Source organism: Lautropia dentalis (assembly GCF_003892345.1).
Taxonomy (GTDB): Bacteria; Pseudomonadota; Gammaproteobacteria; order Burkholderiales; family Burkholderiaceae_E; genus Lautropia; species Lautropia dentalis.
Map to the genome: position 1 here is coordinate 1,098,972 of NZ_RRUE01000002.1, position 24,035 is coordinate 1,123,006.

Genomic DNA, 24,035 nt, shown 5'->3' on the forward strand with positions numbered 1-24,035 from the left:
CCGCCGCCGGTAGCAACCAGCACATTGGGCAGCAACCGCCGCCGGCAGTAACCATATTGGGTAGCGGCAGGCTCACTACAGCAGGCAGCGGCTGCAGCAAGCGTGTTGTATTACACTGGTCGGCCTTCTGTCGATTGCATTTGTCAAGAACGCGCTCCCGTGAACAGGAACACCTTCGTCATCGGTTTCATGCTGTTTGCCATCTTCTTTGGCGCCGGCAACCTCATCTTCCCTTCGGCACTGGGCATGGAAAGTGGCCCGGGGTTGTGGGAGGCGCTGCTGGGGTTCGTGCTGACGGGGGTGGGGCTGCCGCTGCTTGCCATCATCGTCAGCGCCTACTACGACGACGGCTACCGCACGGCGCTGGATCGCATCCACCCGTGGTTCTCGCTGGCCTTTCTGGCCATCGTCTACCTGACCGTGGGGCCCTTCTTTGCCATTCCGCGCACGGGGGCCACGTCCTTCGAGCTGGCGGTGCTGCCGTTTCTGACGGGTGGGGGCGCTGGCGATGCCGCGCAGGCCGCGGCAGCCGGTGCGGCGGCGGCTGGTGGTGATGCGGGGGCGCCCGGACAGGGGCCGATGCTGCTGTTCAGCCTGGCCTACTTCGGCGTGGCCCTGTGGCTGAGCCTGAATCCGTCCAAGATGGTCGAGCGCATAGGCGCCATCCTCACGCCGGTGCTGCTGGTGTGCATCCTGCTGCTGATCGGCAAAGGGGTGCTGTGGCTGCACGGCCGGCCGCCCACGCTGACGCAGGTGGAGGGCGCCAATGGTTCCATCGCCTTCGTGAATGGATTCATGGGCGGTTATCTGACCATGGATGTGCTGGGCTCGGTGGCCTACGCGGTGATCGTGCTGACGGCGGTGCGCAGCAAGATGGGCACGGCCCAGAAGGCGCCAGCCGCTGCCCTGCCGGATGTGGGGGGCGGGGTGGCCGGGAATGATCTTCCCGCCGGTCATGGGGGAGATGAAGCGTCGCTGGTCATGTCGGTGGCGCATCAGTCGGCCCTGTCGCGGCGCGAGCTGGTGGTGCAGGCATCGCTGGCGGGCGTGGTGGCGGCCGTGTCGCTGGCCGTCATCTATGTGGGGCTGGGCTGGGTGAGCAACCGCCTGCCCATCGACCCGTCGGTGGTGGCCGGGGTGAAGGCCAGCGGCAAGGATCTGGGCTCCTTCCTGCTCAACACGGCAGCGTACGGCACCTTCGGCGAATTCGGCCGGGTGCTGTTCGGGGTGATCGTCACGCTGGCCTGCCTGACCACGGCGGTGGGCCTGATCACCGCCACCAGCGAATATTTCAATGATGTCTGGCCGCGCATCAGCTACCGCACGTATGCCATTCTCTGCACGCTGGGCAGCTTTGTCGTGGCCAACCAGGGGCTGACGGCCGTGATCAGCAAGTCGGTGCCGGTGCTGCTGGTGCTGTACCCGATCGTGATGACGCTGCTGGTGCTGATGCTGCTGGAGAATTTCGTCTGGAAGCCGCCGGTGCTGTCGCAGCGGCTGGCCGTGGGCTTCGTGACGACGGTGTCTGTCCTGTCGGTGGCCGGTGTGGAGGCCGTGAACCGGCTGCCGTGGAAGGAATATTCGCTGGAATGGGCGCCGTTCGCGGCGCTGGGGATCGTGCTGGGGCTGGTTGGGCGGCGGGAGCGGGCGCCGTGATGCGCTTCAGTCTGCGCTTCAGTCGTCTGTGTCGTCGCGCAGGATGGTTTCGTAGTCCTGGCCACCGTAGAACACATCGAGGATCGTAACCAGCCCGTCTTCAACGGTATAGGCTATCGTCACCCGTTTCCTGTAGTGTGTGATCCGCACGCCCGGACGGATATCGTCACGCGGCGTTCCCCGCAGCGGGAACGTGCACATGCTTTCGCATTGCAGGATGACCCCTTCGGTGAACCGGTCTGCGATATCCGGAGAGCCGAAGCGGGCGATGTATTCGTGCAGATCCGCAAGACTGTTCTCGGCATCGGCCGAGAAGGCGAGCATGAACTTCATTGCACGTTTGTCCGCAGCGCGGCAAGCCGGGCGCGAACCTGCTCCGGGGTTCGGGTGCTCGATGGATCGGCCTTGACGGCGTCATAGGCCGGGCCCACCCGGTTGTGCAGCCAGTGTTCGATGGCGCGGTCGCGCATGGCCAGTGCCCGCAATCCTTCCCGGATCACTTCGCTCTCACTGGTGTATTCGCCAGACCGGACCCGAGCTTTGACGGCGTTGGCCATCTCGTTGGGCAGGGTGATGCTCATCTGGGTCGTGGTACGCATGGCAGGCTCCAGTATTCTTCCGCAGGGTCCAATCCCATCAAGGGTTGATGGGATTCAATCCTACCAACTGAAGGGATGACCGTCCAGCGATTCCACGCTGGCCGGCGCCTCGCCCAGCGGGCCTGCGCCGGCTCGCCGGCTGTGCATGCCATGACCCAGCGGGCCTCCCGGAAGAGCGGACAGGCCAGCCATCCTGCCGGCTTTGCCCGTGCCTACTGTCCTGTCGGTACGCGGTGAACGGCATAAAACTGCGCCGCCTTTGACGGCTATCATGTTTGGCCAAAAAATACGCCGTTCATGCAAAGGATTTGACGCAAAACCACGCCGTTCAAGTGGTGGTTTGGCGTAAAATCGCGCCATTTGTCCCCCGTCGGAGGTCCTTAGTTAAAGAAAACGGCTTTTCTTTAACTAAGGCCGGCCGTTAGTTAAAGGAAACGGGTTTTCTTTAACTAAGCGGTGGTGCTGGTCAAAGGAAATCGGGGGTGGCTGGGCTGTTCTGGTGATGGGTTGGCGCAAAATGACGCCGTTTGTGATCTGGGTGTTTGCTGCAAGATTGCCGCCATGCTCAGGCAAGAGTTCCCGGGTCAGTTTTCAATCGGCGTTGATAGGTCTGCAGCGCGGGCGCAAATACGAGTTCGACCGGTATATCGGGCTGTTCGTGCACTGAGCCACGCTGCTGTGCCAGCCGGGCCAGTCGGGCCTCCTGGTCCGACATGTCCGCGGGAATCTGTGTGGGAACCAACACCGGCACCATCACTGCTATGATGGGAATCCAGACGAAGAGATGCCTCAAACTGCCTGAAAACAGGGACTTTTTTCAAGGCTGTGTTGAGGTTTCATGAAGATTTCATCAAGAAGGCCCCTGCGGGATTTCTGCGGCGCCTTCCAGGGACGCATCGATGAAGAAAGACCGGATTCTGGTGGTGGAAGATGACGAGGACAGCGCCCAGGTCCTGATGGCCTATCTGAACCGGGAGGGTTTTGAGGCGCTGCATGTGGCCGATGGCATGGCAGCGCTGGCGGAACATGCCCGCTGGCATCCCGACCTGATCCTGCTGGATGTGATGCTGCCCGGCCTGGACGGCTACAAGGTGATGAGCGCCATTCGCCAGCACGCACAGACACCGGTCATCATGGTGACGGCCGTGGGCGATACCGCCCGGCGGATCAATTCGCTGCTCTATGGTGCCGACGATTACGTGGTCAAACCTTACGACCCGGGCGAGGTGATGGCCCGTGTGCATGCGGTGCTGCGGCGCTGGCGCAGTCAGACAGCGACCCGTCGACAGGAACTACGGCATGAGGCGCTGATCGTCGATGTGGAGGCCAGCGAGGCACGCGTACACGATGGTGATCGGGTGCAGGCGCTCGAACTGACACGCACCGAGTTTGGCCTGCTGGCCATGCTGATGGGCACGCCCACCAGGCTGTTCACGCGCAGTGAGCTGATGGAGGGGTGCCTGCCGGAGAGCGGTGCTGCCGAGCGCGTGGTGGATGCGCACATCTACAACCTGCGGCGCAAGCTGGAGCATGCGGGCGTGTCGGGCGTGCTGCTGACGGTGCGCGGACTGGGCTATCGTTTCCGGAGTGTGGCCTGATGGAAAAATGTACCTCCCATGCCCAAGCGTGTAGTCTGATGGGCGAACGTGCTACCTACGCCAAGCTGTGGCGCTGGATCTCTCCCCGCATGATGGCGCTGGCGCTGGTGATCGTGGTCATTTTCGAAGGGGGAATCTGGTACTGGTGCGAGGTCTGGGAGCAGGAAACACGTGCGACACTGCCGCCCGCGGTACGGGCTGAAATCAGCATGCTGGAGGCGCAGCAGAAAAAGGCTTCCGGTGTGGGGATATCGCTCCGGTTGCAGCATCTTTACAGTGAATATCTGTACCCGCGCTATCTTCAGCAGGATGATGTGCAGCACGAGTTGCTGACCTGGGGGGCCCTGCTCGGGCTTTCACTGGTGGTGATCGGGGTGGGGGGCGTCTGGCTGTCCCTGCGCATGTCGCGCCAGCTCGGTGCGGTGGCGGTGGCAGCCGGGAACATTGCCAAGGGGGAATTCTCTGCGCGGGCGGATATCCGGCGCGATGCGCCGGCGGCGCTGAAGGAGCTGGCGCAGGATTTCAACCGTATGGCCAGCAGTCTGGAGCGGCATGAACGTGAGTTTCAGGCGTCCAGTGCGGCCATTGCCCACGAGCTGCGCACCCCGCTGACGGCGGCCAAGGCCCGCCTGCAGGCGCTGATGGATGGGGTGCTGCCTGCCACGTCTGGCAATTACGGGATGATCATGGGGCAGCTCGACCAGCTCAACCGGCTGGTGCACGACCTGTACCTGCTGTCGCTGGCCTCGGCCGGCCAGCTGGAGCTGGTGCAGGGTGAATTCAATGTCCGGGCACTGGTACAGGAACGCATCAATTGGGCCGCGCCCCGGACAGTATCGGCTGGCATGCAGGTGGACCTGGACGTGCCGGACAGTCTGGTCGTGCAGGGAGACCGTGACCGTATCGGTCAGATGCTGACCGTGCTGGTCGACAATGCCATCCGGTATGCAGCCAGTGGTCGCTGGCTGGGCATAGTTGGCCAGAGGCTGGCGGATGGACACATCCAGCTTCAGGTGCGTGACGCGGGCAGTGGATTTCCGGAGAACTGTCTCAGCCAGGTGTGCGACCGCTTCTGGCGGGCCGATGGCTCACGTTCCCGCAACCGGGGCGGGGCAGGACTGGGCATGTCGGTGGCCTGGGCCATCTGTGCTGCGCATGGGGGCGAGCTTTCGGTGTCCAATCATCCGGACGGCGGTGCCTGTGTGACACTGCTGTTACCGGGCGTTCGCGTGAAGACGCCGGCCAACAGTGCCCGGGCCCGATGGTTGCGGCCAGCCTCGCCTGAGCAGAGCGTCTTGTCAACACACGGGTTTGGGGCCGGCGTGGGGACGAATGAGTCCATGACACGCTCCAGTCCCTGAAGCTGCAGGATGTGCACGTGTTGATCGAAACCTGATGCTCCCGGGAATCCGTGCAGCATGCCTCGAGTTCGAAGAAAGCCGGTGAATTGATCAAGCCTTGATGATTTCTGCACGGAGCGTTTGAGCGCGCGTGTTCAACTCTTCCTGTCATTCATTCATTTATGCAGGAGGAGGTTGATCATGACATGGGCAGGCAAGTCGCTTCGGAGTATGCATGGCTGGCTGCTGTTGGGCAGCATGTTCTTCGTGTCGGGTGCGCAGGGGGCGCAGACCGCTGGTGCGGCGCAAGGGGAGGGAGATTCACCGGTTTCGGCAGAGGAGGCATCGGTCTCATCTGGCCCGGCAGACATGCCTGCCCGTGCCCCCTCCCTGTCCAGCCAGATCTGGGGGGATCATACGGATGTGTCACTTGGTGTGATGCTTGGAACAAGGCCAACCTACATGGGAGCCAAAGAGACGCAGGGGGGGGTAGAGCCATTTTTCAGTGTTTCCCGGGGTATTTTCTTTTTCGATCCCCGTGGCATTGGTGTGCAGTATGGAAGTGACGATGGCCTGATGGCCAGTTTGTCCATTGGTGCCGACCCGGGGCGCAGTGAGAAGAAAAGTAGCGCGGCAGGGCGGCCCGGCTCCGAACGGCTCAAGGGTATGGGTACGATCCGCAGTGCTACTACGACCAACCTCACGCTGTCCGTCCCTGTGACAGACTGGCTGGCATTGACTGGCGCCGCCGAGTTTCGGGTACACGGTGCGCAGCGCGGCAATACCTTCCATGCTGGGTTTGACGTGGCCGCGCTGGATACCGACAGTGACCAGATCACGGTGGGCCTGAAGGCTCATGGCGGCAATCAGCGCTACAACGCGCTTTTCTTTGGGGTTACCCCCCAGCAGGCGCAAACCTCGCGGTTTTCGGCCTTCGAGGCGAAATCTGGTCTGCACGCGTACTCACTGGAAGCTGGCTGGAATCATGTGCTGGACAGGCACTGGTCCATTACGGGCGGGGTAGAGGCCATGCGCATGGCAAACCGCGCTGCCAAAAGTCCCATCGTGGAAAAACGCACCGGGGTATCCGGCTTTGTCGGCGTCAATTACCAGTTCTGACTCACGATCCGGGGGTGAGTTGCCATGTCCAGTTCGCTGCGTGTTTTCCTGGGTATCTGTTTGCTGGTACTGCTGCTGTCAGGCAGCGTGTTCCTGTTCCGTCCGGACCTGTTCCAGGCCGGAGAGGCAGGTGATGACCAGGCGCCGCCACAGCGGCCGGCTGCCGTGGTGGCGGTGGCCCAGCCGGTGCAGACGCAGCTGCCGGTGCAGGTGCTGGCCGATGGCGAGGTGACGGCGTGGCAGGAAGCCAGCGTCGCTTCCGAGACCAATGCCCTGACACTGTCCGCGGTACTCGTGAACGTGGGCGATACGGTGAAGCGCGGCGATGTGCTGGCCCGTTTCAACGGGAAGACCGTGGCCGCCGACGTCACCCAGGCCCGGGCCGCCCTGGCCGAGGCGCAGGCGGCGGCAACCGAGGCCGAGGCCAATGTACGCCGTGCCCGCCGGCTGCGTGGCACCGATACCCTGAGTGCGCAGCAGATCGAACAGTATCTGGCGGCCGGCCGGACGGCCCGGGCGCGGGTGCGTTCGGCGCAGGCCGCGCTGGTATCGAAGCAGCAGAACTGGCAGAACGTCGAATTGCGCGCGCCGGACGACGGCGTGATCTCGTCGCGCACCGCCACGGTGGGCTCGGTGCCCGCCGCGGGGACGGAGCTGTTCCGGCTGATTCGTCAGGGCCGGCTGGAATGGCAGGCCGAACTGGGTGCCAGGGATGTACTGCGCGTGAAACCCGGCGGTCCGGTGGCCGTCTACGCCGCCGATGGCACGCCGGTACCGGGCGTGATGCGCGCCCGTGCGCCGTCGGAAGACACGAAAAAACGCACGACGCTGGTCTACGTGGACGTACCGGCCAGCCCGGGCCTGTGGGCTGGCATGTTTGCCCGGGGGGCCTTCGACCTGGGCAGAAGCCCGGCGCTGACGGTACCGATGGAGGCCCTGGTGCCCAGTGATGGCTTCATGTACGTCTACAGGCTGAAGACGGATGTCCTCCGCGGACCTGCAGGGGGTCAGCGGGAAATGGCACCGGGAAACAGGGCGGGTGAGGGCGTTGGCGTCGCGTCCGGACATGCAGAATCCGGCAATCCGGCTGCCGGACAGGGGTCGGCGACAGACAGATCCAGTGCATCGGCGGCACTTGCCCTCGTCGAACGGGTACGGGTGAAGACTGGCCGGCAGGATGGTGACCGCATCGAAATCCTGCCGGATGAAAGTGCGGGGGTGCCTGGCGCAAGTGCCGCACAGAGCGGACAGGGCCTGCGACAGGCTTCGCTGTCCGCGCAGGATCAGGTCGTGGTGTCTGGTGCGGCCTTTCTGACGGATGGCGACCTCGTGAAAGTAGTGGATCTCCCTGCAGCGCGTGGCGATGCGCTGGATGACCCGGTCACGGGCAATCCGGCAGCGAAGGATGGCGCAGAAAGCCTCCCTGCATCCGGAATCCTGAATCGTGAAGAAATCACGGCAACTGGCACTACGGCAAAAGGCTCCACGGCAAAAGGTGCCGGTGCGGAGGCGACGGAATGAATTTCTCGTCCTGGTCGATCCGCAATCCCATTCCGGTGGTGCTGCTGTTTCTGATGCTGACGGTGGCGGGTCTCTACAGCTTCCAGAGCATGCGCATCCAGAACATGCCGGACATGGAATTTCCAATGGTGACGATTGCGGCGTCACTGCAGGGGGCCACACCCGGCCAGCTGGAGAATGACGTGGCGCGCAAGATAGAAAATGCGCTGGTCAACATCCAGGGCAAGCGTCACATCAGCACCACGCTGGGAGATGGCGCGGTGTCGATGATGGTGGAATTCGAGCTGGACAAGCCGGTGCAGGATGCCCTGGATGAGGTCCGTTCGGCCGTTCAGGGCGTGCGGGCCGATCTGCCCACGGATGTGCCCGATCCGGTGGTGGACAAGGTGGATCTGGTCTCGCAGCCGGTGCTGGCCTATGCACTGCAGTCCGACCGGCTGGACGAACAGGAACTGTCGTGGTTTGTGGACAATGACCTGAACCGCCGGCTGCTGGCCCTGAAGGGTGTGGGCAAGGTCACGCGCGTAGGTGGCGTGGACCGGCAGGTGCATGTGGATCTGGACCTGCTGAAGCTGCGGGCACTGGGGCTGACCGTGGGCGATGTCTCCACCCAGCTGCGCAGCAACCAGATCGAGAGTGCCGGCGGACATGCGGACCTGGCCGGCAGCAAGCAGCCGCTGCGCATCCTTTCTCGGGTGAAATCGGCCGAGGCTCTCAAACCTGTGCAGATCACCACGGCCGATGGCCGCCGGTTGCGTCTGGCCGATCTGGGCAGCATTACCGACACGGTGCAGGAACCCACCAGTTCGGCCTGGCTCGATGGCCAGCGCATCGTGGGCTTCGAGGTCAGCCGCAGCAAGGGTGACAGCGAGGTGGATGTGGGGCGCCGCGTGCGCGAACTGGTGCAGCAGCTGCGGCAGGAACGCCCCGACCTCAAGCTGACCGAAACCATGGATTCCGTGTCGCTGGCCAGCGAAACCTACGAAGGCACGATGCACACCCTGTATGAAGGGGCGGTGCTGGCCGTGGTGGTGGTGTGGCTGTTCCTGCGCAACTGGCGGGCCACGCTGGTGTCGGCCGTGGCGCTGCCGATGTCGGTGCTGCCGGCCTTCATCGGCATGGCGCTTTTTGGCTTCACGCTGAATCAGGTGTCGCTGCTGGCGCTGACGCTGGTGATCGGGGTGCTGGTGGATGATGCCATCGTGGAAATCGAGAACATCGAGCGCCACCTGCGCATGGGCAAGACGCCGTACGAGGCCGCCATGGAGGCGGCCGACGAGATCGGTCTGGCGGTGATCGCCACCACGTTCACGCTGATTGCGGTGTTTCTGCCCACGGCGTTCATGAGCGGCATCGTGGGTCGGTTTTTCAAGCAGTTCGGCTGGACGGCCTCGCTGGCGGTCTTTGCCTCGCTGGTGGTGGCGCGCATGCTCACGCCGATGATGGCGGCGTACCTGCTGGCACCACGTACCCACGAGGCGCGTGAACCGGGCTGGCTGCGCCTGTATATGCGGGGCGTGCACTGGGTGCTGGCGCACCGGCGGCAGACGGTCATCTATGCGGTGCTGTTCTTTGTGCTGTCGCTTGCGCTGTCGTCGATGCTGCCATCGGCATTCATGCCGGCCGACGACAATGACCAGACCCAGGTGACGCTCACCCTGGGGCCGGGGGCAACGCTGGAACAGACCGAGCGGCTGGCCGAACAGGCACGGGAAAAGCTGGTGAAGCTGCCGCACGTCAAGCGCGTGTACACGGCCATCGGCGCCGGTTCGGGCGACGCCTTTTCGGGCAATGTGCAGACCACCAACAGTGCCACGCTGACCATCGACATGGGTGCGCGGGCCCATCGCCCCTTCAAGAAAGTGGTCGAGCAGTCGATGCGCGAGGCGCTGGACGATCTGCCCGGGGCACGCGTCAAGCTCGGGCTGGGTGGCAACGGTGAACAGTATGTGGTGGCCGTCACCGGCAATGACCAGGCCCGGCTGACCCTGGCGGCCCGGGCCATCGAAAAGGATCTGCGCACGCTGCGCGGGGTGGGCAACATCACGTCCAGTGCCAATCTGGTGCGTACCGAGGTGATTGTGCAACCAAAGGCTGCGCAGGCGGCCACGCTGGGTGTGACACCGCAGGCGATCAGCGATGCCCTGCGGATTGCCACGCAGGGCGACTATACGCAGCAGCTGCCCAAGCTGAATCTGGAACAGCGGCAGCTCGACATCGTGGTACGGCTGAACAGGGATGCACGCCTGAGCATGGAAGCGCTCAAGCGCATTCCGGTGCAGGGCAGCGACGGGACGGTGATGCTGGGGCAGGTGGCCAGGTTGTCGCTTGGCGGTGGCCCGGCCATCATTTCGCGCTATGACCGCGAGCGCAACATCAATTTCACCATCGAACTGGCGGAAAAGGGGCTGGGCGAGCTGGCCCAGGAGGTGTCGAACCTGCCTTCGGTGAAGCAGCTGCCTGAGGGCGTGCAACTGCAAAACACCGGCGAGGCCGAAATGATGATCGAGATGTTCAGCAATTTCGGCCTGGCCATGCTGGCCGGCGTGCTGTGCATCTGGGTGGTGCTGGTGCTGCTGTTCCACAGCTTCCTGCACCCGGTGACCATTCTGTCGGCATTGCCGCTGGCCATCGGGGGCTCCTTCGTGGCGCTGCTGCTGAGCCGCTACGACATGTCGCTGCCGGTGCTGATCGGACTGGTGATGCTGATGGGTATCGTGACGAAAAATTCCATCCTGCTGGTGGAATATGCCATCGTGGCCCGCCGCGAGCAGGGCATGGACCGCTGGCATGCGCTGGCAGATGCCTGCCACAAGCGGGCGCGTCCGATCATCATGACGACGATGGCCATGGGGGCGGGCATGCTGCCCGCCATCATCGGTTCGGCGTCCAGCGACACCTCCTTCGTTTCCCCGATGGGGATGACGGTGCTGGGTGGGCTGATCACCTCCACGGCGCTGAGCATGCTGGTGGTGCCGGCGGTGTTCACCTATGTGGATGATTTCGGGCAGTGGATGGCGGGATTGTGGCGGCGGGGCGGCAAATCATGATGGGTGGCCGTGTCATGAAGTGTGCCCGTATCTGCGCTTCTTCCGCGCGCGTCCTGGACTCATTCGCCCCTGCGCTTTGGGCGCGAAAGGATGGAGGGGCCGCAGGTTTCTCCATGTGCTGTGCCTACGGCAATTGGTGGTTGGCCATCACGGCTCACAGGCCGGACAATGGTTCGCCATCATGACCAGTGCGCCACTGCCGTCGTGCCCTGGACGCCCCAAAGGGGTACGGGAACGAATGCGTCCATGAAACACTCTGGGCTGCTCACGGTGAATTGCCTGGTCAAAGAAAAACCCTCACGAACGAGACACTCACCCATGACCATGAAAAACCGGATTCACGAAGCCTGCATCCCACACGACATGACACGCCGCGGCATGCTGCGTGCGGCCGTATGGGGAGCCGTGGCTCTGGGAACATGGGGCACGCGTGTCCGTGCAGAGGAGGCCCCCCAGGGGACCCTGTCCACGGACATCACGGGTGATGAGACACTGGCCAATGCCCTTCGTCCTCATCTGGCCAGGAGCCGGCGGGTGGCCGTGGCGCTCATCGAACCTGGTCAGCCTCCCCGGTTTGCCGGATTCGGTGCAGATGAAAATACCGAATTCGAGATCGGCTCCGTGACCAAACCGCTCACCGGTGCCCTGCTGACGGACGCCGTGAACAACGGGGTGCTGACACTGGATACGACCGTCCAGGACATTCTGGGCGGCCGGGCGGCCGGCTCTGCCATTGCGGATGTGCGCATGGTCGAACTGGCGACGCACACGTGCGGTCTGCCCAATTTCCCGGAAGAAATGGCAGCGCGGATGGCAACGGTTGCCAATCCGCTCGGTCCCTATTCACCCGGGGATGTCGTCCGGACCGCCCTGCAATCCCCTGTAACTGGGCGGGGAAAAATCAGCTACTGCAGTCTGGGGGTCGCCCTGATGGGGCATCTGGTTGCTTTCGTGCAGGGGCGCTCGTGGCGTGATCTGCTTGCAGAGCGTGTACTGGGGCCTTTGGGGCTTCATCACACCTGGAGCCCGGGAACGGAAAGGGAGCTGTATGCCAGAACCGGTGGCCACCCCTCGACCGGTACGAATGCCAATGGCAATCCTGTGCCACCCTGGGCATGTACGGGCTATGCCCCGGCCGGCATGCTCCGTTCGAATGCAGCCGATCTCGCGTGCTATCTGGAACATTTGATCGGGGCACCGAACCCTGCGGCGGCCGGCCTGGAGCCTCTGGTACGTGATGCGTCGGGGCAGACTGGCTACGCCGTCAACTGGCAGATGGATTTCCGGGATTTTGCCGACGATCCTGTCTATTCGCACGGCGGCGCGACGGCCGGCTTCTCGGCCATTTGTGCTTTCCAGAGAAAATCCAGGCGGGGCGTGGTGGTCCTGGACGCGACGGCCGGCAAGCGCGATGAGCTTCAGGGGATTGTGAAGCTGGTCATGGGGGGCGGCATTGCAGGGTAGGGTGATGGCGGCTTATTGGGGAAAACGGCCTGCGCTCCGGAACAGTCGGTGATCGGTTTCAGGGCAAAGGCCCGCAAGGCGGCCGTGCAGAAGTGAGAAGACCGTTACGGTACCGTCGGAAGCATCCCCCCACTCACCCGGTCGTTGCCGCCCAGATCCTGCCGGGTGAACACCGCAGCGAACCCCCGTGCTTCCAGCAGCTGCCGCACGGCGGTGCCCTGATCGTAGCCGTGCTCCAGCAGCAGCCAGCCGCCGGGTTTCAGCCAGCACGGTGCTCCGTCGATCAGTATACGCAGGTCATCCAGCCCGTCCGCGCCGGCCGCCAGTGCCTGCGAAGGCTCGAAGCGCAGGTCGCCTTCGCGCAGGTGATGATCGCCGCTGGCAATGTAGGGCGGGTTGGAGACGATCAGATCGAAGCTGTGTGATGCCGGACGCATGGCGTCCGGCGCAGGTGCCGTGACTTCGGGGGCGCCAGAAGCCGGGGCTGCTGCGTGCGTGTCGTTCCCGGTGTCTGGCGCGGGCGGGGTTGACAGCGCATCCCACCAGCTCCCCAGGTGCCACCGGATATCGCGCGCCCCCAATGCATTGGCATTTTTCTGTGCCACCGCCATTGCCTCGGGCGAGCGCTCGATCGCATGAACGACGGCCTCCGGTATTTCCAGCGCCAGGGTGATGGCAATGATGCCGCTGCCGGTGCCCAGTTCCAGGATGACAGGGCCAATACCCATCATGCGGCGCTTTTCCAGCGCTGCCTCGATCAGCGTTTCCGTATCGGCCCGCGGAATCAGTACGGCAGGCGACACGCCAAACTGCCGGCCATAGAACGCCTGTTCTCCCAGCAGGTAGGCCAGCGGTTCGCCGGCACGGCGGCGGGCTGCGAGGGCTTCGAAGGCGGCAGCAGTATCAGGCGCTACGGCATCGTCGCCATGCGCGATGAACCATGTCAGCGGCCGCCCGGTGATGTGCGCCAGCAGCCGGCGTGCTTCGGCACGCGGCAGGTTGCTGGCGGCGATGAAATGATCAAAGGAGGGCGTGTGATCGCGAGGTGTCATGTTCAACGGACGCTCCGGAAAAAGGGGCGCTTTGCCATCGCCTTGAGTTCCGCCCTGTCTGCTTCTGTCAGGGAAGGCCGTTCTCCCTGTTCATATCTGACCGTGCTCATGACGCCTCTGTCCCTTTCCTGTGAGCGCCCGGATGCTGCGCCTCACCCCTCCGCCCGCTCCGCGGCCAGCTCCTCCAGCCGGGCCTTCATCAGCGCGTCGGTCAGTTCGTCCAGGTCGCCGTCGATGATGCCCTGCAGCCGGTAGAGCGTGAGGTTGATGCGGTGGTCGGTCAGCCGGCCCTGGGGGAAGTTGTAGGTGCGGATGCGCTCGGAGCGGTCGCCGGAGCCGACGAGGCTCTTGCGGTGGGCGGCGGTTTCGGCGTGCCGGGTACGCTCGCGGGCGTCGCGCAGGCGGGTGAGCAGCACGGTCATGGCCTTGTCGCGGTTGCGGTGCTGCGAGCGGTCGTCCTGGCATTCGGCCACGATGCCGGTGGGCAGGTGGGTGATGCGCACGGCCGATTCGGTCTTGTTGACGTGCTGGCCGCCGGCGCCGGAGGCACGGTACACGTCGATGCGCAGCTCGTCGGGGCTGATCTCGATGTCGCCGGTGGGTTCGGCTTCGGCCATGACGGCGACGGTGCAGGCGGAGGTGTGGATGCGGCCCTGGCTTTCGGTGACGGGGACGCGCTGCACGCGGTGGGCGCCGGATTCGTAGCGCAGCCGGCCGTAGACGCTGGTGCCGGTGACCTGCACGATGACTTCGCGGTAGCCGCCCAGCTCGGATTCGCTGGCGGACAGAATCTCGGTCTGCCAGCCGCGCTGTTCGGCGTAGCGCAGGTACATGCGCAGCAGGTCGCCGGCAAAGAGGGCGCTTTCGTCGCCGCCGGTGCCGGCGCGGATTTCGACGATGGCGTTGCGGGCGTCGTCGGGGTCGCGCGGCAGCAGCAGGTATTCGATGCGGGCTTCGGTTTCCTGCAGGCGGGTTTCGGCGTCAGCGGCTTCTTCGTCGGCAAAGTCGCGCAGCTCGGGGTCGTTGCGCATCTGGCGGGCGGCCTGCAGGTCGGCGTCTGCCTGCTGCCAGCGGGCATAGTTGTCCAGCACTTCGCTGACTTCGGCGTGTTCCTGGTTCAGTTTCCGGAGCAGGGCGATGTCACGGCCGATGTCTTCGCTGGCCAGCTGGGCGTTGAGTTCGTCCAGCCGGTTCTGCAGGCGGTCCAGCTGGGTCCGCAGGGAGTCTTTCATGGGGATGCGCCGAAGATTGTCTCCCCGATTCTACCGATCTGCTCTTTCAGTGCCGCTCGCCGCGCGGGGCCGGGAACAGGCCGGTCAGCAGGTTGGTCAGTTCGTCGTTCTGGCCGCCGTGGCGCGACAGCAGGGTGGTGGGGCCGTGCATGAACTTGGCCGTCAGCGCCTTCGAGAGCGCCTCGAGCACGACGGCCGGGTCTTCACCTCTGGCCAGCATCTTCTGGGCGCGCTCCACTTCCTGGCGGCGGACGGCGTCGCCGCGGGCGTGCAGCTCCTGGATGAGGGGCACGCTCTGGCGCTGCGACAGCCAGGCCATGAAGGCGCTGACCTGTGCATCGATGATGCTCTCGGCTTCGGCCACGGCCAGCCGCCGGCCTTCGAGGCCGGCATCGACCACTTCGCGCAGGTCGTCGACGGTGTAGAGGAACACGTCGTCCAGCCGCGAGACTTCGTCTTCGATGTCACGCGGGACGGCCAGGTCGATCATCAGCACCGGGCGGTGGCGGCGCTGGCGCACGCTGCGCTCGACCATGCCCAGCCCGATGATGGGCAGGGTGCTGGCGGTGCACGAGATGACCACGTCGAAGTTTTCCAGCTGGGCGGGCAGCTCGGACAGGGCCATGACGCTGGCGCCGAAGCGTTCGGCCAGCGGACGGGCGCGCTCCAGTGTGCGGTTGGCGATGACCATCCGTTTGGGGTGTGGCGCCCAGTGGGCGGCGCAGAGTTCGATCATCTCGCCGGCGCCGATGAGCAGCACCGAGCAGTCGGCCAGCCGTTCGAAGAGCTGTTCGCCCAGGCGCACGCTGGCGGCCGACATGGACACCGACTGGGCGCCGATGGCCGTTTGGGTGCGCACTTCCTTGGCTACCGAGAACGAGCGCTGAAAGAGCTGGTGCAGGTGGCTGCCCAGCATCTGCGAGTCCTGCGCGACGCGCACGGCGGCCTTCATCTGGCCGAGGATCTGCGGCTCGCCCAGCACCATCGAGTCCAGCCCGCTGGCTACCCGGAAGGCGTGGCGCACGGCACCCTGGTTGGGCAGCAGGTAGAGATGCTCGGCCAGGTTGCCCTCGGCGTTGACGCCCCGGTGGCGGCCGATCCATTCGGTGAGCGCCGGGCCCGCCTCGTCCGGCGCGTCGGTTTTACAGTAGATTTCGGTGCGGTTGCAGGTGGAGAGAATGGCGGCCTCGGGCGCCAGCGACTGCAGGTGACCGCGCAGGTCGGACAGGGCATCACCGATCGCTTCCCGGGTGGGGAAGGCGAGTTTTTCACGCAGCGCGACGGGCGCCGTGTTGTGGTTGAGGCCGAGGGTGAGCAGCGCCATGTCAGATTGCCTGCTGAACCCCGCGTGTGGCCGGGTGACGGTATGCCATGTTGGCGGATTTTAAACGTTGTGGCCTGTCTGGGGCAGGCTGATCTCGAAGACTGCCCCCCCGCCGGCATGATTGAACACCCGAATGGTACCGCCATGTCGCATGATGGCTTTGTGAACCATGGCAAGTCCGAGCCCGGCGCTGCCCTTGGCGGACCGGGGACCAGTGGTTTCGCTGCCGGCCGACTGCCAGAAGGGCTTGAAGATGAGCGCCTGCTTGTCGGGCGGTACGCCGGGGCCGTGATCGCGGATGGTGATGATATAGCGGGCGCCCTCGACGGTGAGGGCCAGTTCGATGCTGCTGTCGACGGGACTGTGACGTATGCCGTTCTCGACGAGGTTGGAGAAGGCACGGCGCAGCAGGTCGGCGTCGCAGCGCAGCACGGCGGCCTCGCCGGGGGTGAAGCCCAGGCGGATTTTCTTGGCGTTGGCGGAAAACCAGGCCAGATCCACGACTTCGGTGATCAGGTCGTTGAGGTCGTGGTCTTCGGGCTGGATGGGCTTGATTTCGGCGCGGGTGTAGGCCAGAAAGCCGTCGGTCAGTTCGAGGGCGCGGCGCGACTGGCGGGCCAGTTCATCGAGGCCGGCATCACGGTCGGCGCCATCGGTGGTGTGGCGCAGCTTTTCGATGATGGCGAGGATGGTGGCCTGGGGCGAACGCAGGTCGTGCGACAGGAAGGAGAGGGTCTCTTCCCGTTCCCGGTCGGCCAGGCGGCGGGCGGTGAGATCGACGAACTGGATCAGCCAGCGGCGCTCTTCGGCGTTGGCCCCGGTGGCGCTCACGTCCACGCGCCAGTGCCGGCCCTTGCCGTCCTGGTACTCGCCGGCCAGTTGCGAGGGTTCGTTGCGGAAGTCGGCAGGCAGCTTGCCGAAGATGCTGATGAAGCATTCCGGCAGGGTGGGGCAGCATTCGCCGGTATCGCCAAAGGCGTTCAGGTAGCGCTGGTTGCGCAGGATAGGGCGCTGTTCGTGATCGGCCACCAGCACGGGGTGGGGCAGGCTCTGCAGGCTGTCCGACAGAAAGCGGTTGAGCTGGGCGACCTGCTGGGTGGCTACCTGTACGCGGTTGAGCTGGGCCGAGATGGGCTCGTGCGAGACGCCGGCGGGGCAGTCGGTGCCGAACACGCCGCCGAACAGCTCCAGCGAGCGGGCCTGGCGCAGCAGACCGGCGGAGGCAGCCGACAGGCGGCGCCAGTTCCAGAGCGGGTAGCCCAGGCTGATGGCGGTCAGTGCCCCGCCCGGGGCCAGCCACCAGCCCAGGTGGAAGGCCAGCAGGCTCACGCCCAGCAGCAGGCCGTTGGCCACGGACACCACGATGAGGCCCATGGCGGGGCTGGTGCGGTAGAGCAGCAGCATGGTAACCAGCACCAGCACGATGTCGAGGGTACCCTGCAGGCCGCCCGAGAGCGGCTGCTTGGTGTGACGGGTGATCAGTGCCTCGGCGGCAGCGGCGTGCAGTTCCAGCCCGGAGATGCGGCGGGGTTCGGCGTTTTCGAGGGGGCTGACGAAGAAGTCGCCCGAGCCGATGGCTGTGCTGCCCAGCAGCACCTTGCGTCCCTGCAGCTGCAGGGGCGAGACATCGCCGCGCAGCAGGGCGGCGGCCGAGATGCGCGGGGGCAGCTCCTTCAGCGCGCCGGGCAGCAGGGGATCCTGCACGTCCCAGCGCCGGTCGAGCAGCATGTTCAGGGTTTCGTTGCGGTTGGTCTGGGCGCGGCGGTCGACCAGCGCCCAGGACAGGGCCGGCAGGTGCCCTTCTTCCATGTAGAGGCCGCGCACCAGACCATCGCGGCCGGTGTGGAAGGTGATGTGGCCCAGCGTGTTGCCGGCCGCGATGAGGTCCAGCGGGTAGAGGGGCAGATAGTTGTTGGTGCCTTCTTCCTTGCCCACGGCCAGGATGATACGGGTGCCCTGGCGGGCCGCGTTCTGCAGGGCGTTGCGCAGCAGCTGGTCATCGTGCGGGCGGGCCGAGACCTCGGCAAACAGGATGTCGATGGCCAGTGCCTCGGGGTGGCCTTCGGCAATGCGGTTGATCAGCGCGGCAATGACCGGCCGCGACCATGGCCAGCGGCCGATCTGCAGCATGCTGATGTCATCGATGTCCACCAGCACCACCTGACCGCTGGGGAGGCGGGCGTCGGTGCCGAGCGCCAGGTCGTAGAGACGCAGGTTCAGATAGTCCACCGGCGAGGCATGGCCTTCGCCGTTGGTGGGATCGGGGATGCGCTGGTTGATGGTCAGGTGCTGCAGCCAGGGGCCGAACCAGATGGTGAGCAGCAGCAGGACGGTCGTCAGCAGGCTCCATTCGAGCAGGGGCCGGTCGCGCGGGGCAGAGCGGGCCATGCGGCCCAGCAGTCGCCGTAGGGTATGGGGGGGCACGATAGCGGGGTGAAATCGGTGGCGGCCGGATCCCTGCGCCGCCCGGCGCGGGTTGCAGGGTCCGCCGCAAGGCGGGTTTCGGGGGTTCTGGTTTCCTGCGGGGCCCGTGACGCAGGCCGTGTCAGTCGGCCCGGATCAGCATGTCACCATGGCCAGTGTGGATGGGCTCTCCATCACTGGCCCGGACGAAAGGGCGGGGTTTGGCTTCCACGATCGGGGCATCGACCTTCAGCACGAAGCGCTGGGCGGCACTGAAGGGGCCCTGTTTCTGGTGCGCGCCCTCGCCTTCGATGGCCGCCACCCGCCACCAGCGGGCCAGCGGCCTGCGGGTATCGGGCTGGATGCGGGCCGAACGGGCATCGACCACCGTGTCGTGCAGGATGGTGCGGAAGCCGGCGTCGGCCGCCACCTGCAGGCGGTAACGCTGTGGCAGGGCCACCTCGTCCGGCACGGTCTGCCAGGCGAACATCAGCGGATGGTCGCGGTTGACCTGTACTTCGGCGGCCTGTGGCTGCAGTTTCGGCGGCAGCGGGCGGGCCAGGATGCTGATCTCGGCCAGCCCGGCATAGCCCTCGATGCCGGTGGGGCTGATGCGGCTGACGCGCACGAAGTGCGGCCCGTCCTGCCGCGAGGGCAGGGTGAAGGCCGGGGCCTGGGTGCGGGTGTCGAGCACCATGGCGCCGAAGTCCTGCCGGGTGGAAACTTCCACGTGCCAGGCTGCGGTCTGGGCGTCGCGGGCGGGCAGGGGCAGTTGCGGCGCGGTTTCGTGCCAGGTGCGGCCCGACAGGGTGGTCAGCTCGGGGGCGGGGGGCAGCGGGGTGACGGTGGGCTTGCCTTTGGCGGTGAACCAGGCGCCCTGGCCGGCATCGACCGGGGTGGTGCTGCGCCTGTTGCCGGCCGCCACCTGGCCGCGCAGTACCTCGACGGTGCTGCGTTTGTTTTCGGCGTGCACCCGGAAGTGCGTGCCGCGCACGGCAGCGTTGCCGGATGGGGTGCGAATGTTGAGCGGCCGCGAGCGTTTGCCCGGGGAGTCGGGTTCGATGCCACCGTGCCGCAGCAGAAAGCCGGCGTCGAGGTCCTTCTCGCCGTGGTAGGCGCGCAGGCGCTCCAGCCGCACCTCGGTGGCCGAGGGAATGCGCAGGCGGGTGCCGTCGGGCAGGGTGATCAGGGCGGCACTGTCGGGACCCGTTTTCACGGTGGTGCCCTCGGGCAGATGGTCGCCATCGTGGGCGGGCTTGCCGTTGATCTTCACCTCGTTGGAGGCGGTTTCGAGCGTGGCCCGTTCGGCGTGTGGCTTCAGCCAGCCGGGCAGCAGCCGAAGCGTGGTGCCGGGCTGCAGGCGGCGGGGACGCGGGATGTCGTTGAGCTTCTGCACGTCATGCCAGCGTTCGGGCGTATCGAGAAGGTGCTGCGACAGGCCCAGCAGCGTGTCGCCGGGCTGGACGGTATAGAGAATTTCGCCGTTGCTGCCCGGGCGGGTGTAAGGGCCGGCGGGGGATGTACTGCCAGCCGCCGTGTCGGTACTGGCGTGGGGTGTGCTACCAGCCGCAGTGCCCTTGCGGGCGGATGTGGGGGCGCCGGGCGCCGCGGACGGGGCCGGATGGGCCGGTGTGCCGGATGCGGCTGCAACCAGGGTCGCCGGGTCGTGCCCGGTGTGGAAGGGTACCTCGGGCGGGCTGGCGATGCCCACCGTGGCGGGCAGATAACCCAGCGCCGCCAGCAGCAGGGCGCCTGCACCCTGTCGCACTCCCTGTCCGCTGCTGCCGCGGCCTGGCCTGTCCATCATGGCAAATGAAACTCCGGGAACGGCTGGCTCAGGCAGCCGGGGCCGGCGCGGGCTGCTCGTCGTCTTCGCTGCGCAGGCGCTCCAGACGATAGCCGTAGCTGTACACGGGGGCCAGCAGGTAGCCGCTTTCGGGGCGCAGCGTGAGCTTGCTGCGCACGCGCGAAACGTGGGTGTCCATGGTGCGCGACGGCACTTCGGAGTCACGTCCCCAGACGGCTTCGCGGATGTGGCCGCGCGACAGCGGCTTGCCGATGTTGTTCAGGAAGAGCAGGGCGAGCTGGAACTCTTTCTGGGTGAGTTCTACCAGGCGGCCGCTGTCCTGTACCGTCTGACGCTGCAGGTCGAAGCGGAAGCGGTCGTACTCGAAGACCGTGCCATGCACGTCACCGAGGCCGGCGCGACGTACCAGCGCCTTGAGGCGGGCGCGCAGCTCACCGGCGCGGGCGGGCTTGACGAGGAAGTCGTCGGCACCGGCGTCGAGCGCGCTGATCACTTCGGTTTCGGCATCCTGCGAGGTCAGCACCAGCACCGGCAGTGGGTTCTTGCGTTCGCGCAGCAGTCGCACCAGCGCCTTGCCATCCATGCCGGGCAGCATCAGGTCGACGATGCAGGCATCGAAACTTTCGCGCGGCAGCGCGGCCAGGAACGAGGCCGCTTCGCTGAACAGATGGCAGGTGTCGCCCTCCACACTCAGCGAGTGGACCAGCTGGGAGGCAACCGCCTTGTCGTCTTCTATGATTGCAATTCTCATCAGCTAATTCTATGGCACGCCTCCCGGTGATAACACCGATGTTTCATTCCGGGGACGAAGTTTGTGTAAAAGGTTGTCTGGACACCACTGTTTCTGGCCCGGTGTCCGGTGAAAACGCCGCTGTCCCCGACACCGGAAACCCTGTGAACCGAAGGGTTTCCGGCCAAAGCGCGGGGTCTCCGGTGCCGGAAGTTCGCAAGCGGCAGGGCATCGGACACCCGAAGTCCCGCATGGCGCGCCGGCACGCCGCACGGGCCCGTCATGCCCGCTGCCCGACAGGCCGGACTGGATTTCCCTGTCGCACGCAATACGGCAAGTGTGACCGGGGCGTCAGTCGTTGCGCTCTCCGCTGGCCGCCTTCAGGAACAGCCGGTAGGCCGGATGCTCCGATTCATTGGTGTAAGGGTACCCCAGTGCGGCCAGGGACTGCTCGTAACGATTGCGTTCCGTCAACGGTACCTGAATCCCCGCAAGGATGCGTCCAAAATCCGACCCGTGATTGCGATAATGGAACAGCGAGATGTTCCAGCCCCCCGGTGCCAGCGCTTCCAGAAAACGTACCAGCGCGCCCGGCCGCTCGGGGAATTCGAAACGGTAGAGCACTTCGTCGGTGGCCAGCGCCGACCGGCCGCCGACCAGATGGCGCAGGTGCAGCTTGGCCAGCTCGTCGTCGGTGAGGTCCAGTGTCTCGAAGCCGGCTTCGCGGAAGCGCCGGGCAAACTCCGCCGCCTCGCTGCGGCCGCTGACCTGGATCCCTACATAGATATGGGCACGGTTGCGATCTGCAATGCGGTAGTTGAACTCGGTGATGTTGCGTGAGCCGAGCATCCGGCAGAACGTCAGGAAGGCGCCCGGCCGTTCGGGGATGGTGACGGCAAACACGGCCTCGCGTGCTTCACCGATCTCGGCACGCTCGGACACGAAGCGCAGCCGGTCGAAGTTCATGTTGGCACCACTGGCCACGGCCACCAGCGAGCGGTCCCGGCAGCCTTCGCGCTTGGCCCACGCCTTCAGGCCGGCCAGGGCCAGGGCGCCGGAAGGTTCCAGGATGGCGCGCGTGTCCTCGAAGGCGTCCTTGATGGCGGCGCAGATCTGGTCGTTGTCGACGAGGATGATGTCGTCGACGAACTCGCGGCAGAGCGCAAAGGTCTCGTCGCCCACGCGCTTGACGGCGGTGCCGTCGGCAAACAGGCCCACGTCGTTCAGCGTGACCGGCGCGCCCTCGGCCAGGGACTGGCGCATGGCGTCGGCGTCGGTGGTCTCGACACCGATGACCTTGATGCCCGGCCGCACGGCCTTCACGTAGGCGGCCACGCCGGCAAGCAGCCCACCGCCGCCGATGGCCACGAAGATGGCATCGAGCGGTGCGCGGTGCTGGCGCAGGATCTCCATGCCAATGGTGCCCTGGCCGGCAATCACGTCCGGATCGTCGAACGGATGGACGAAGGTCAGCCCCTGCTCGGCCTGCAGCTTCAGCGCGTGCTGGTAGGCATCGGTGAAGGACTCGCCATGCAGCACCACCTCACCGCCCCGGGCGCGCACGGCGTCCACCTTCAGTGCGGGCGTGGTGGTGGGCATGACGATGACGGCCCGGCAGCCCAGTTTCCGGGCCGACAGGGCCACGCCCTGTGCATGGTTGCCGGCCGAGGCGGCGATGACACCCCGGGCCCGTTCCTCGGGGCTGAGCAGGGCCATCTTGTTGTAGGCGCCGCGCAGCTTGAAGGAGAAGACGGGCTGCGTGTCCTCGCGCTTGAGCCATACCTGATTGCCGATGCGGGCCGACAGGGCCGGGGCCGGATCCAGCGGGGTTTCGTCCGTGATCTCGTAGACGCGGGCGTTCAGGATCCGTTTCAGGTATTCGATGGACATGGGTGCGACAGAAAAGCCGGTGAGGTAGGAAGAAGGGTGTCCGATCATGGGGAATGCTGTGCAGGGCACGCGTCATGGACGAACCGGTTCATGACACGCTTCAGAGGCCAGTGAGGTGGCTCATGATCCGGCCGGGAGGCCGGATACACAACCGCACAGATTCGTGGCGTGCCCAGGAAGCCTCTGCAAAGCCTTGCGGCACTTTGGCCTGTCGGCGTGAGCAACGCCCTGCGACTCTTTAGCCTGTCGGCGTGAAAAGCCCTGCGGCACTTTGGCCCGTCAGCATGAGCAAAGTCCTGCGGCACTTTTGCCTGCCAGTGTGAGCGCAAACACCCATAACACCTGGCAGGCAACCCCCTATAATACGGCGCTTTCCGGCGCGGGGCCGGTTTTCGTGCCCGGTCTTTCATGGCGCTGTTTGACGCCATTTCCTTTCCTGCAGCCTCCGCGGGGACTCCATGCTCGAATCCATCGTCACCCAGGTGATTGCCTGGTTCGCCCTGCCCAAAAACGGGCTGGCCACCGTGTTTCTGGTGTCACTCATCTCGGCCACACTGCTGCCACTGGGTTCGGAGCCGGCCGTGTTTGCCTATGTGTCGATGCGGCCCGATCTGTTCTGGCTGGCCATTCTGGTGGCCACCGTGGGCAACACGCTGGGCGGTGTCGTCAACTACTGGCTGGGCCGTGGCGCCAAGCAGGTGGTGGCGCCGGAGCGCGAAAGCCATTACATGCGCTGGTTCGAACGGCTGGGGCCGAAGGTGCTGGCGTTTTCCTTTCTGCCGGTGGTGGGCGACCCGCTCTGCGCCGTGGCCGGCTGGCTGCGCCTGCCGCTGCTGCCCTGCACGCTCTGGATGGCGCTGGGCAAGCTCATTCGTTACATCGCCATGACGGCTGCGCTGATGTGGGTACCCGAGAGCTGGTGGACGGCGCTGAAGAACCTGTTCTGAGCAGGACGGGGGAAGGGGACCGGCATGGCCCGACTATGTAACAAAGCGTGTCAGTTATGGCCCTGATGTGGGGTTTGGGCAACGTCCGGCAGCCTTTCCACGCCGTGTATCGGGGCTGGCTGTCCGTTCTGTCCATGGTGCAATCTGCGCATGGCCCTGCCAGTGCAGTCTGCCGGTTGCAGGTGACCGCGGGAAAAACGGTATTGCGACGCTAACCTTCTGTTTGCAGGGAAAAATTTCGTCAGGACGTGGCCTTCGGGCAACATGATGCAACACTTGGCAGATTACCCGGAAAGCGCCGCA

The 24,035-nt window shown here is 65.4% G+C and carries 17 protein-coding genes; 8 read left to right on the forward strand and 9 right to left on the reverse strand.

All coding sequences use genetic code 11. From position 1 onward, the window contains the following. Window positions 1-159 precede the first annotated feature (159 nt). A complete protein-coding gene (locus EHV23_RS12440; RefSeq protein WP_238990447.1) occupies window positions 160-1,656 on the forward strand; it encodes a branched-chain amino acid transport system II carrier protein in 1,497 nt (498 codons plus the stop codon). A gap of 18 nt (window positions 1,657-1,674) precedes the next feature. Here the strand turns inward: EHV23_RS12440 and EHV23_RS12445 are convergent, their stop codons facing one another. Then, window positions 1,675-1,989 carry a type II toxin-antitoxin system RelE/ParE family toxin gene (locus EHV23_RS12445; RefSeq protein ID WP_125096355.1) on the reverse strand — a complete coding sequence of 105 codons (315 nt, stop codon included), beginning with the start codon at window positions 1,987-1,989 and terminating at the stop codon, window positions 1,675-1,677. Next, on the reverse strand, window positions 1,986-2,255 hold the full coding sequence (locus tag EHV23_RS12450; RefSeq protein WP_125096356.1) for a ribbon-helix-helix domain-containing protein: 270 nt from the start codon (window positions 2,253-2,255) through the stop codon (window positions 1,986-1,988). Before EHV23_RS12450 ends, EHV23_RS12445 begins: the two co-directional genes overlap by 4 nt. 899 nt (window positions 2,256-3,154) lie before the next feature. Here EHV23_RS12450 and EHV23_RS12455 point away from each other — a divergent pair. The 6 genes from EHV23_RS12455 to EHV23_RS12480 all read left to right on the forward strand — a co-directional run bounded on the left by EHV23_RS12455 (window position 3,155) and on the right by EHV23_RS12480 (window position 12,347). Further along, on the forward strand, window positions 3,155-3,853 hold the full coding sequence (locus EHV23_RS12455) for a response regulator (RefSeq protein WP_125096357.1): 699 nt from the start codon (window positions 3,155-3,157) through the stop codon (window positions 3,851-3,853). A 38-nt stretch (window positions 3,854-3,891) separates the two neighbouring features. Next, window positions 3,892-5,214 (forward strand): sensor histidine kinase, encoded by a 1,323-nt coding sequence (locus tag EHV23_RS12460; protein WP_125096358.1) that lies wholly within the window; start codon window positions 3,892-3,894, stop codon window positions 5,212-5,214. 180 nt (window positions 5,215-5,394) lie between these two features. Next, window positions 5,395-6,312: a MipA/OmpV family protein gene (locus EHV23_RS12465; RefSeq protein ID WP_125096359.1), complete on the forward strand. Its 918-nt coding sequence runs from the start codon at window positions 5,395-5,397 to the stop codon at window positions 6,310-6,312. 24 nt (window positions 6,313-6,336) lie between these two features. After that, window positions 6,337-7,833 carry an efflux RND transporter periplasmic adaptor subunit gene (locus tag EHV23_RS12470; protein ID WP_125096360.1) on the forward strand — a complete coding sequence of 499 codons (1,497 nt, stop codon included), beginning with the start codon at window positions 6,337-6,339 and terminating at the stop codon, window positions 7,831-7,833. After that, entirely contained in the window at window positions 7,830-10,883 is a 3,054-nt protein-coding gene (locus EHV23_RS12475) for an efflux RND transporter permease subunit (protein WP_125096361.1), read from the forward strand. The genes EHV23_RS12470 and EHV23_RS12475 overlap by 4 nt, the downstream gene beginning before the upstream one ends. A 378-nt stretch (window positions 10,884-11,261) precedes the next feature. Continuing rightward, window positions 11,262-12,347 carry a serine hydrolase domain-containing protein gene (locus EHV23_RS12480; protein WP_275265138.1) on the forward strand — a complete coding sequence of 362 codons (1,086 nt, stop codon included), beginning with the start codon at window positions 11,262-11,264 and terminating at the stop codon, window positions 12,345-12,347. Window positions 12,348-12,451: 104 nt separating this feature from the next. On the opposite strand, the gene prmC is transcribed toward EHV23_RS12480, so the two are convergent. The 7 genes from prmC to ilvA form a co-directional block, all read right to left on the reverse strand. Then, window positions 12,452-13,399: a peptide chain release factor N(5)-glutamine methyltransferase gene (gene prmC / locus EHV23_RS12485; protein ID WP_125096363.1), complete on the reverse strand. Its 948-nt coding sequence runs from the start codon at window positions 13,397-13,399 to the stop codon at window positions 12,452-12,454. Window positions 13,400-13,551: 152 nt separating this feature from the next. Continuing rightward, window positions 13,552-14,631: a peptide chain release factor 1 gene (gene prfA, locus EHV23_RS12490; protein ID WP_125096364.1), complete on the reverse strand. Its 1,080-nt coding sequence runs from the start codon at window positions 14,629-14,631 to the stop codon at window positions 13,552-13,554. Between the two features lie 46 nt (window positions 14,632-14,677). Then, on the reverse strand, window positions 14,678-15,955 hold the full coding sequence (gene hemA, locus EHV23_RS12495) for a glutamyl-tRNA reductase (RefSeq protein WP_125096365.1): 1,278 nt from the start codon (window positions 15,953-15,955) through the stop codon (window positions 14,678-14,680). A 60-nt stretch (window positions 15,956-16,015) separates the two neighbouring features. Then, window positions 16,016-18,343 carry a CHASE2 domain-containing protein gene (locus EHV23_RS12500; RefSeq protein WP_125096366.1) on the reverse strand — a complete coding sequence of 776 codons (2,328 nt, stop codon included), beginning with the start codon at window positions 18,341-18,343 and terminating at the stop codon, window positions 16,016-16,018. Between the two features lie 157 nt (window positions 18,344-18,500). Next, entirely contained in the window at window positions 18,501-20,165 is a 1,665-nt protein-coding gene (locus EHV23_RS12505; RefSeq protein WP_125096367.1) for a FecR family protein, read from the reverse strand. 28 nt (window positions 20,166-20,193) lie between these two features. Beyond that, on the reverse strand, window positions 20,194-20,916 hold the full coding sequence (locus tag EHV23_RS12510; protein ID WP_125096368.1) for a response regulator transcription factor: 723 nt from the start codon (window positions 20,914-20,916) through the stop codon (window positions 20,194-20,196). Between the two features lie 330 nt (window positions 20,917-21,246). Then, the gene (gene ilvA / locus EHV23_RS12515; RefSeq protein WP_125096864.1) at window positions 21,247-22,785 is read right to left on the reverse strand and encodes a threonine ammonia-lyase, biosynthetic; all 1,539 of its coding nucleotides are present in this window, start codon (window positions 22,783-22,785) and stop codon (window positions 21,247-21,249) included. Window positions 22,786-23,243: 458 nt separating this feature from the next. Here ilvA and EHV23_RS12520 point away from each other — a divergent pair, with 458 nt between their 5' ends. Continuing rightward, on the forward strand, window positions 23,244-23,732 hold the full coding sequence (locus EHV23_RS12520; RefSeq protein ID WP_125096369.1) for a YqaA family protein: 489 nt from the start codon (window positions 23,244-23,246) through the stop codon (window positions 23,730-23,732). The last annotated feature ends 303 nt before the right edge of the window (window positions 23,733-24,035 follow it).

Coding starts and splice junctions, on each gene's coding strand:
- EHV23_RS12475 (WP_125096361.1), top strand. CDS start 7,830: ATGAATTTCTCGTCCTGGTCGATCCGCAATCCCATTCCGGTGGTGCTG.
- hemA (WP_125096365.1), bottom strand. CDS start 15,955: ATGGCGCTGCTCACCCTCGGCCTCAACCACAACACGGCGCCCGTCGCG.
- EHV23_RS12505 (WP_125096367.1), bottom strand. CDS start 20,165: ATGATGGACAGGCCAGGCCGCGGCAGCAGCGGACAGGGAGTGCGACAG.
- EHV23_RS12460 (WP_125096358.1), top strand. CDS start 3,892: ATGGGCGAACGTGCTACCTACGCCAAGCTGTGGCGCTGGATCTCTCCC.
- EHV23_RS12450 (WP_125096356.1), bottom strand. CDS start 2,255: ATGCGTACCACGACCCAGATGAGCATCACCCTGCCCAACGAGATGGCC.
- ilvA (WP_125096864.1), bottom strand. CDS start 22,785: ATGTCCATCGAATACCTGAAACGGATCCTGAACGCCCGCGTCTACGAG.
- EHV23_RS12480 (WP_275265138.1), top strand. CDS start 11,262: ATGCTGCGTGCGGCCGTATGGGGAGCCGTGGCTCTGGGAACATGGGGC.
- prfA (WP_125096364.1), bottom strand. CDS start 14,631: ATGAAAGACTCCCTGCGGACCCAGCTGGACCGCCTGCAGAACCGGCTG.
- EHV23_RS12465 (WP_125096359.1), top strand. CDS start 5,395: ATGACATGGGCAGGCAAGTCGCTTCGGAGTATGCATGGCTGGCTGCTG.
- EHV23_RS12470 (WP_125096360.1), top strand. CDS start 6,337: ATGTCCAGTTCGCTGCGTGTTTTCCTGGGTATCTGTTTGCTGGTACTG.
- prmC (WP_125096363.1), bottom strand. CDS start 13,399: ATGACACCTCGCGATCACACGCCCTCCTTTGATCATTTCATCGCCGCC.
- EHV23_RS12455 (WP_125096357.1), top strand. CDS start 3,155: ATGAAGAAAGACCGGATTCTGGTGGTGGAAGATGACGAGGACAGCGCC.
- EHV23_RS12520 (WP_125096369.1), top strand. CDS start 23,244: ATGCTCGAATCCATCGTCACCCAGGTGATTGCCTGGTTCGCCCTGCCC.
- EHV23_RS12445 (WP_125096355.1), bottom strand. CDS start 1,989: ATGAAGTTCATGCTCGCCTTCTCGGCCGATGCCGAGAACAGTCTTGCG.
- EHV23_RS12510 (WP_125096368.1), bottom strand. CDS start 20,916: ATGAGAATTGCAATCATAGAAGACGACAAGGCGGTTGCCTCCCAGCTG.
- EHV23_RS12500 (WP_125096366.1), bottom strand. CDS start 18,343: ATGGCCCGCTCTGCCCCGCGCGACCGGCCCCTGCTCGAATGGAGCCTG.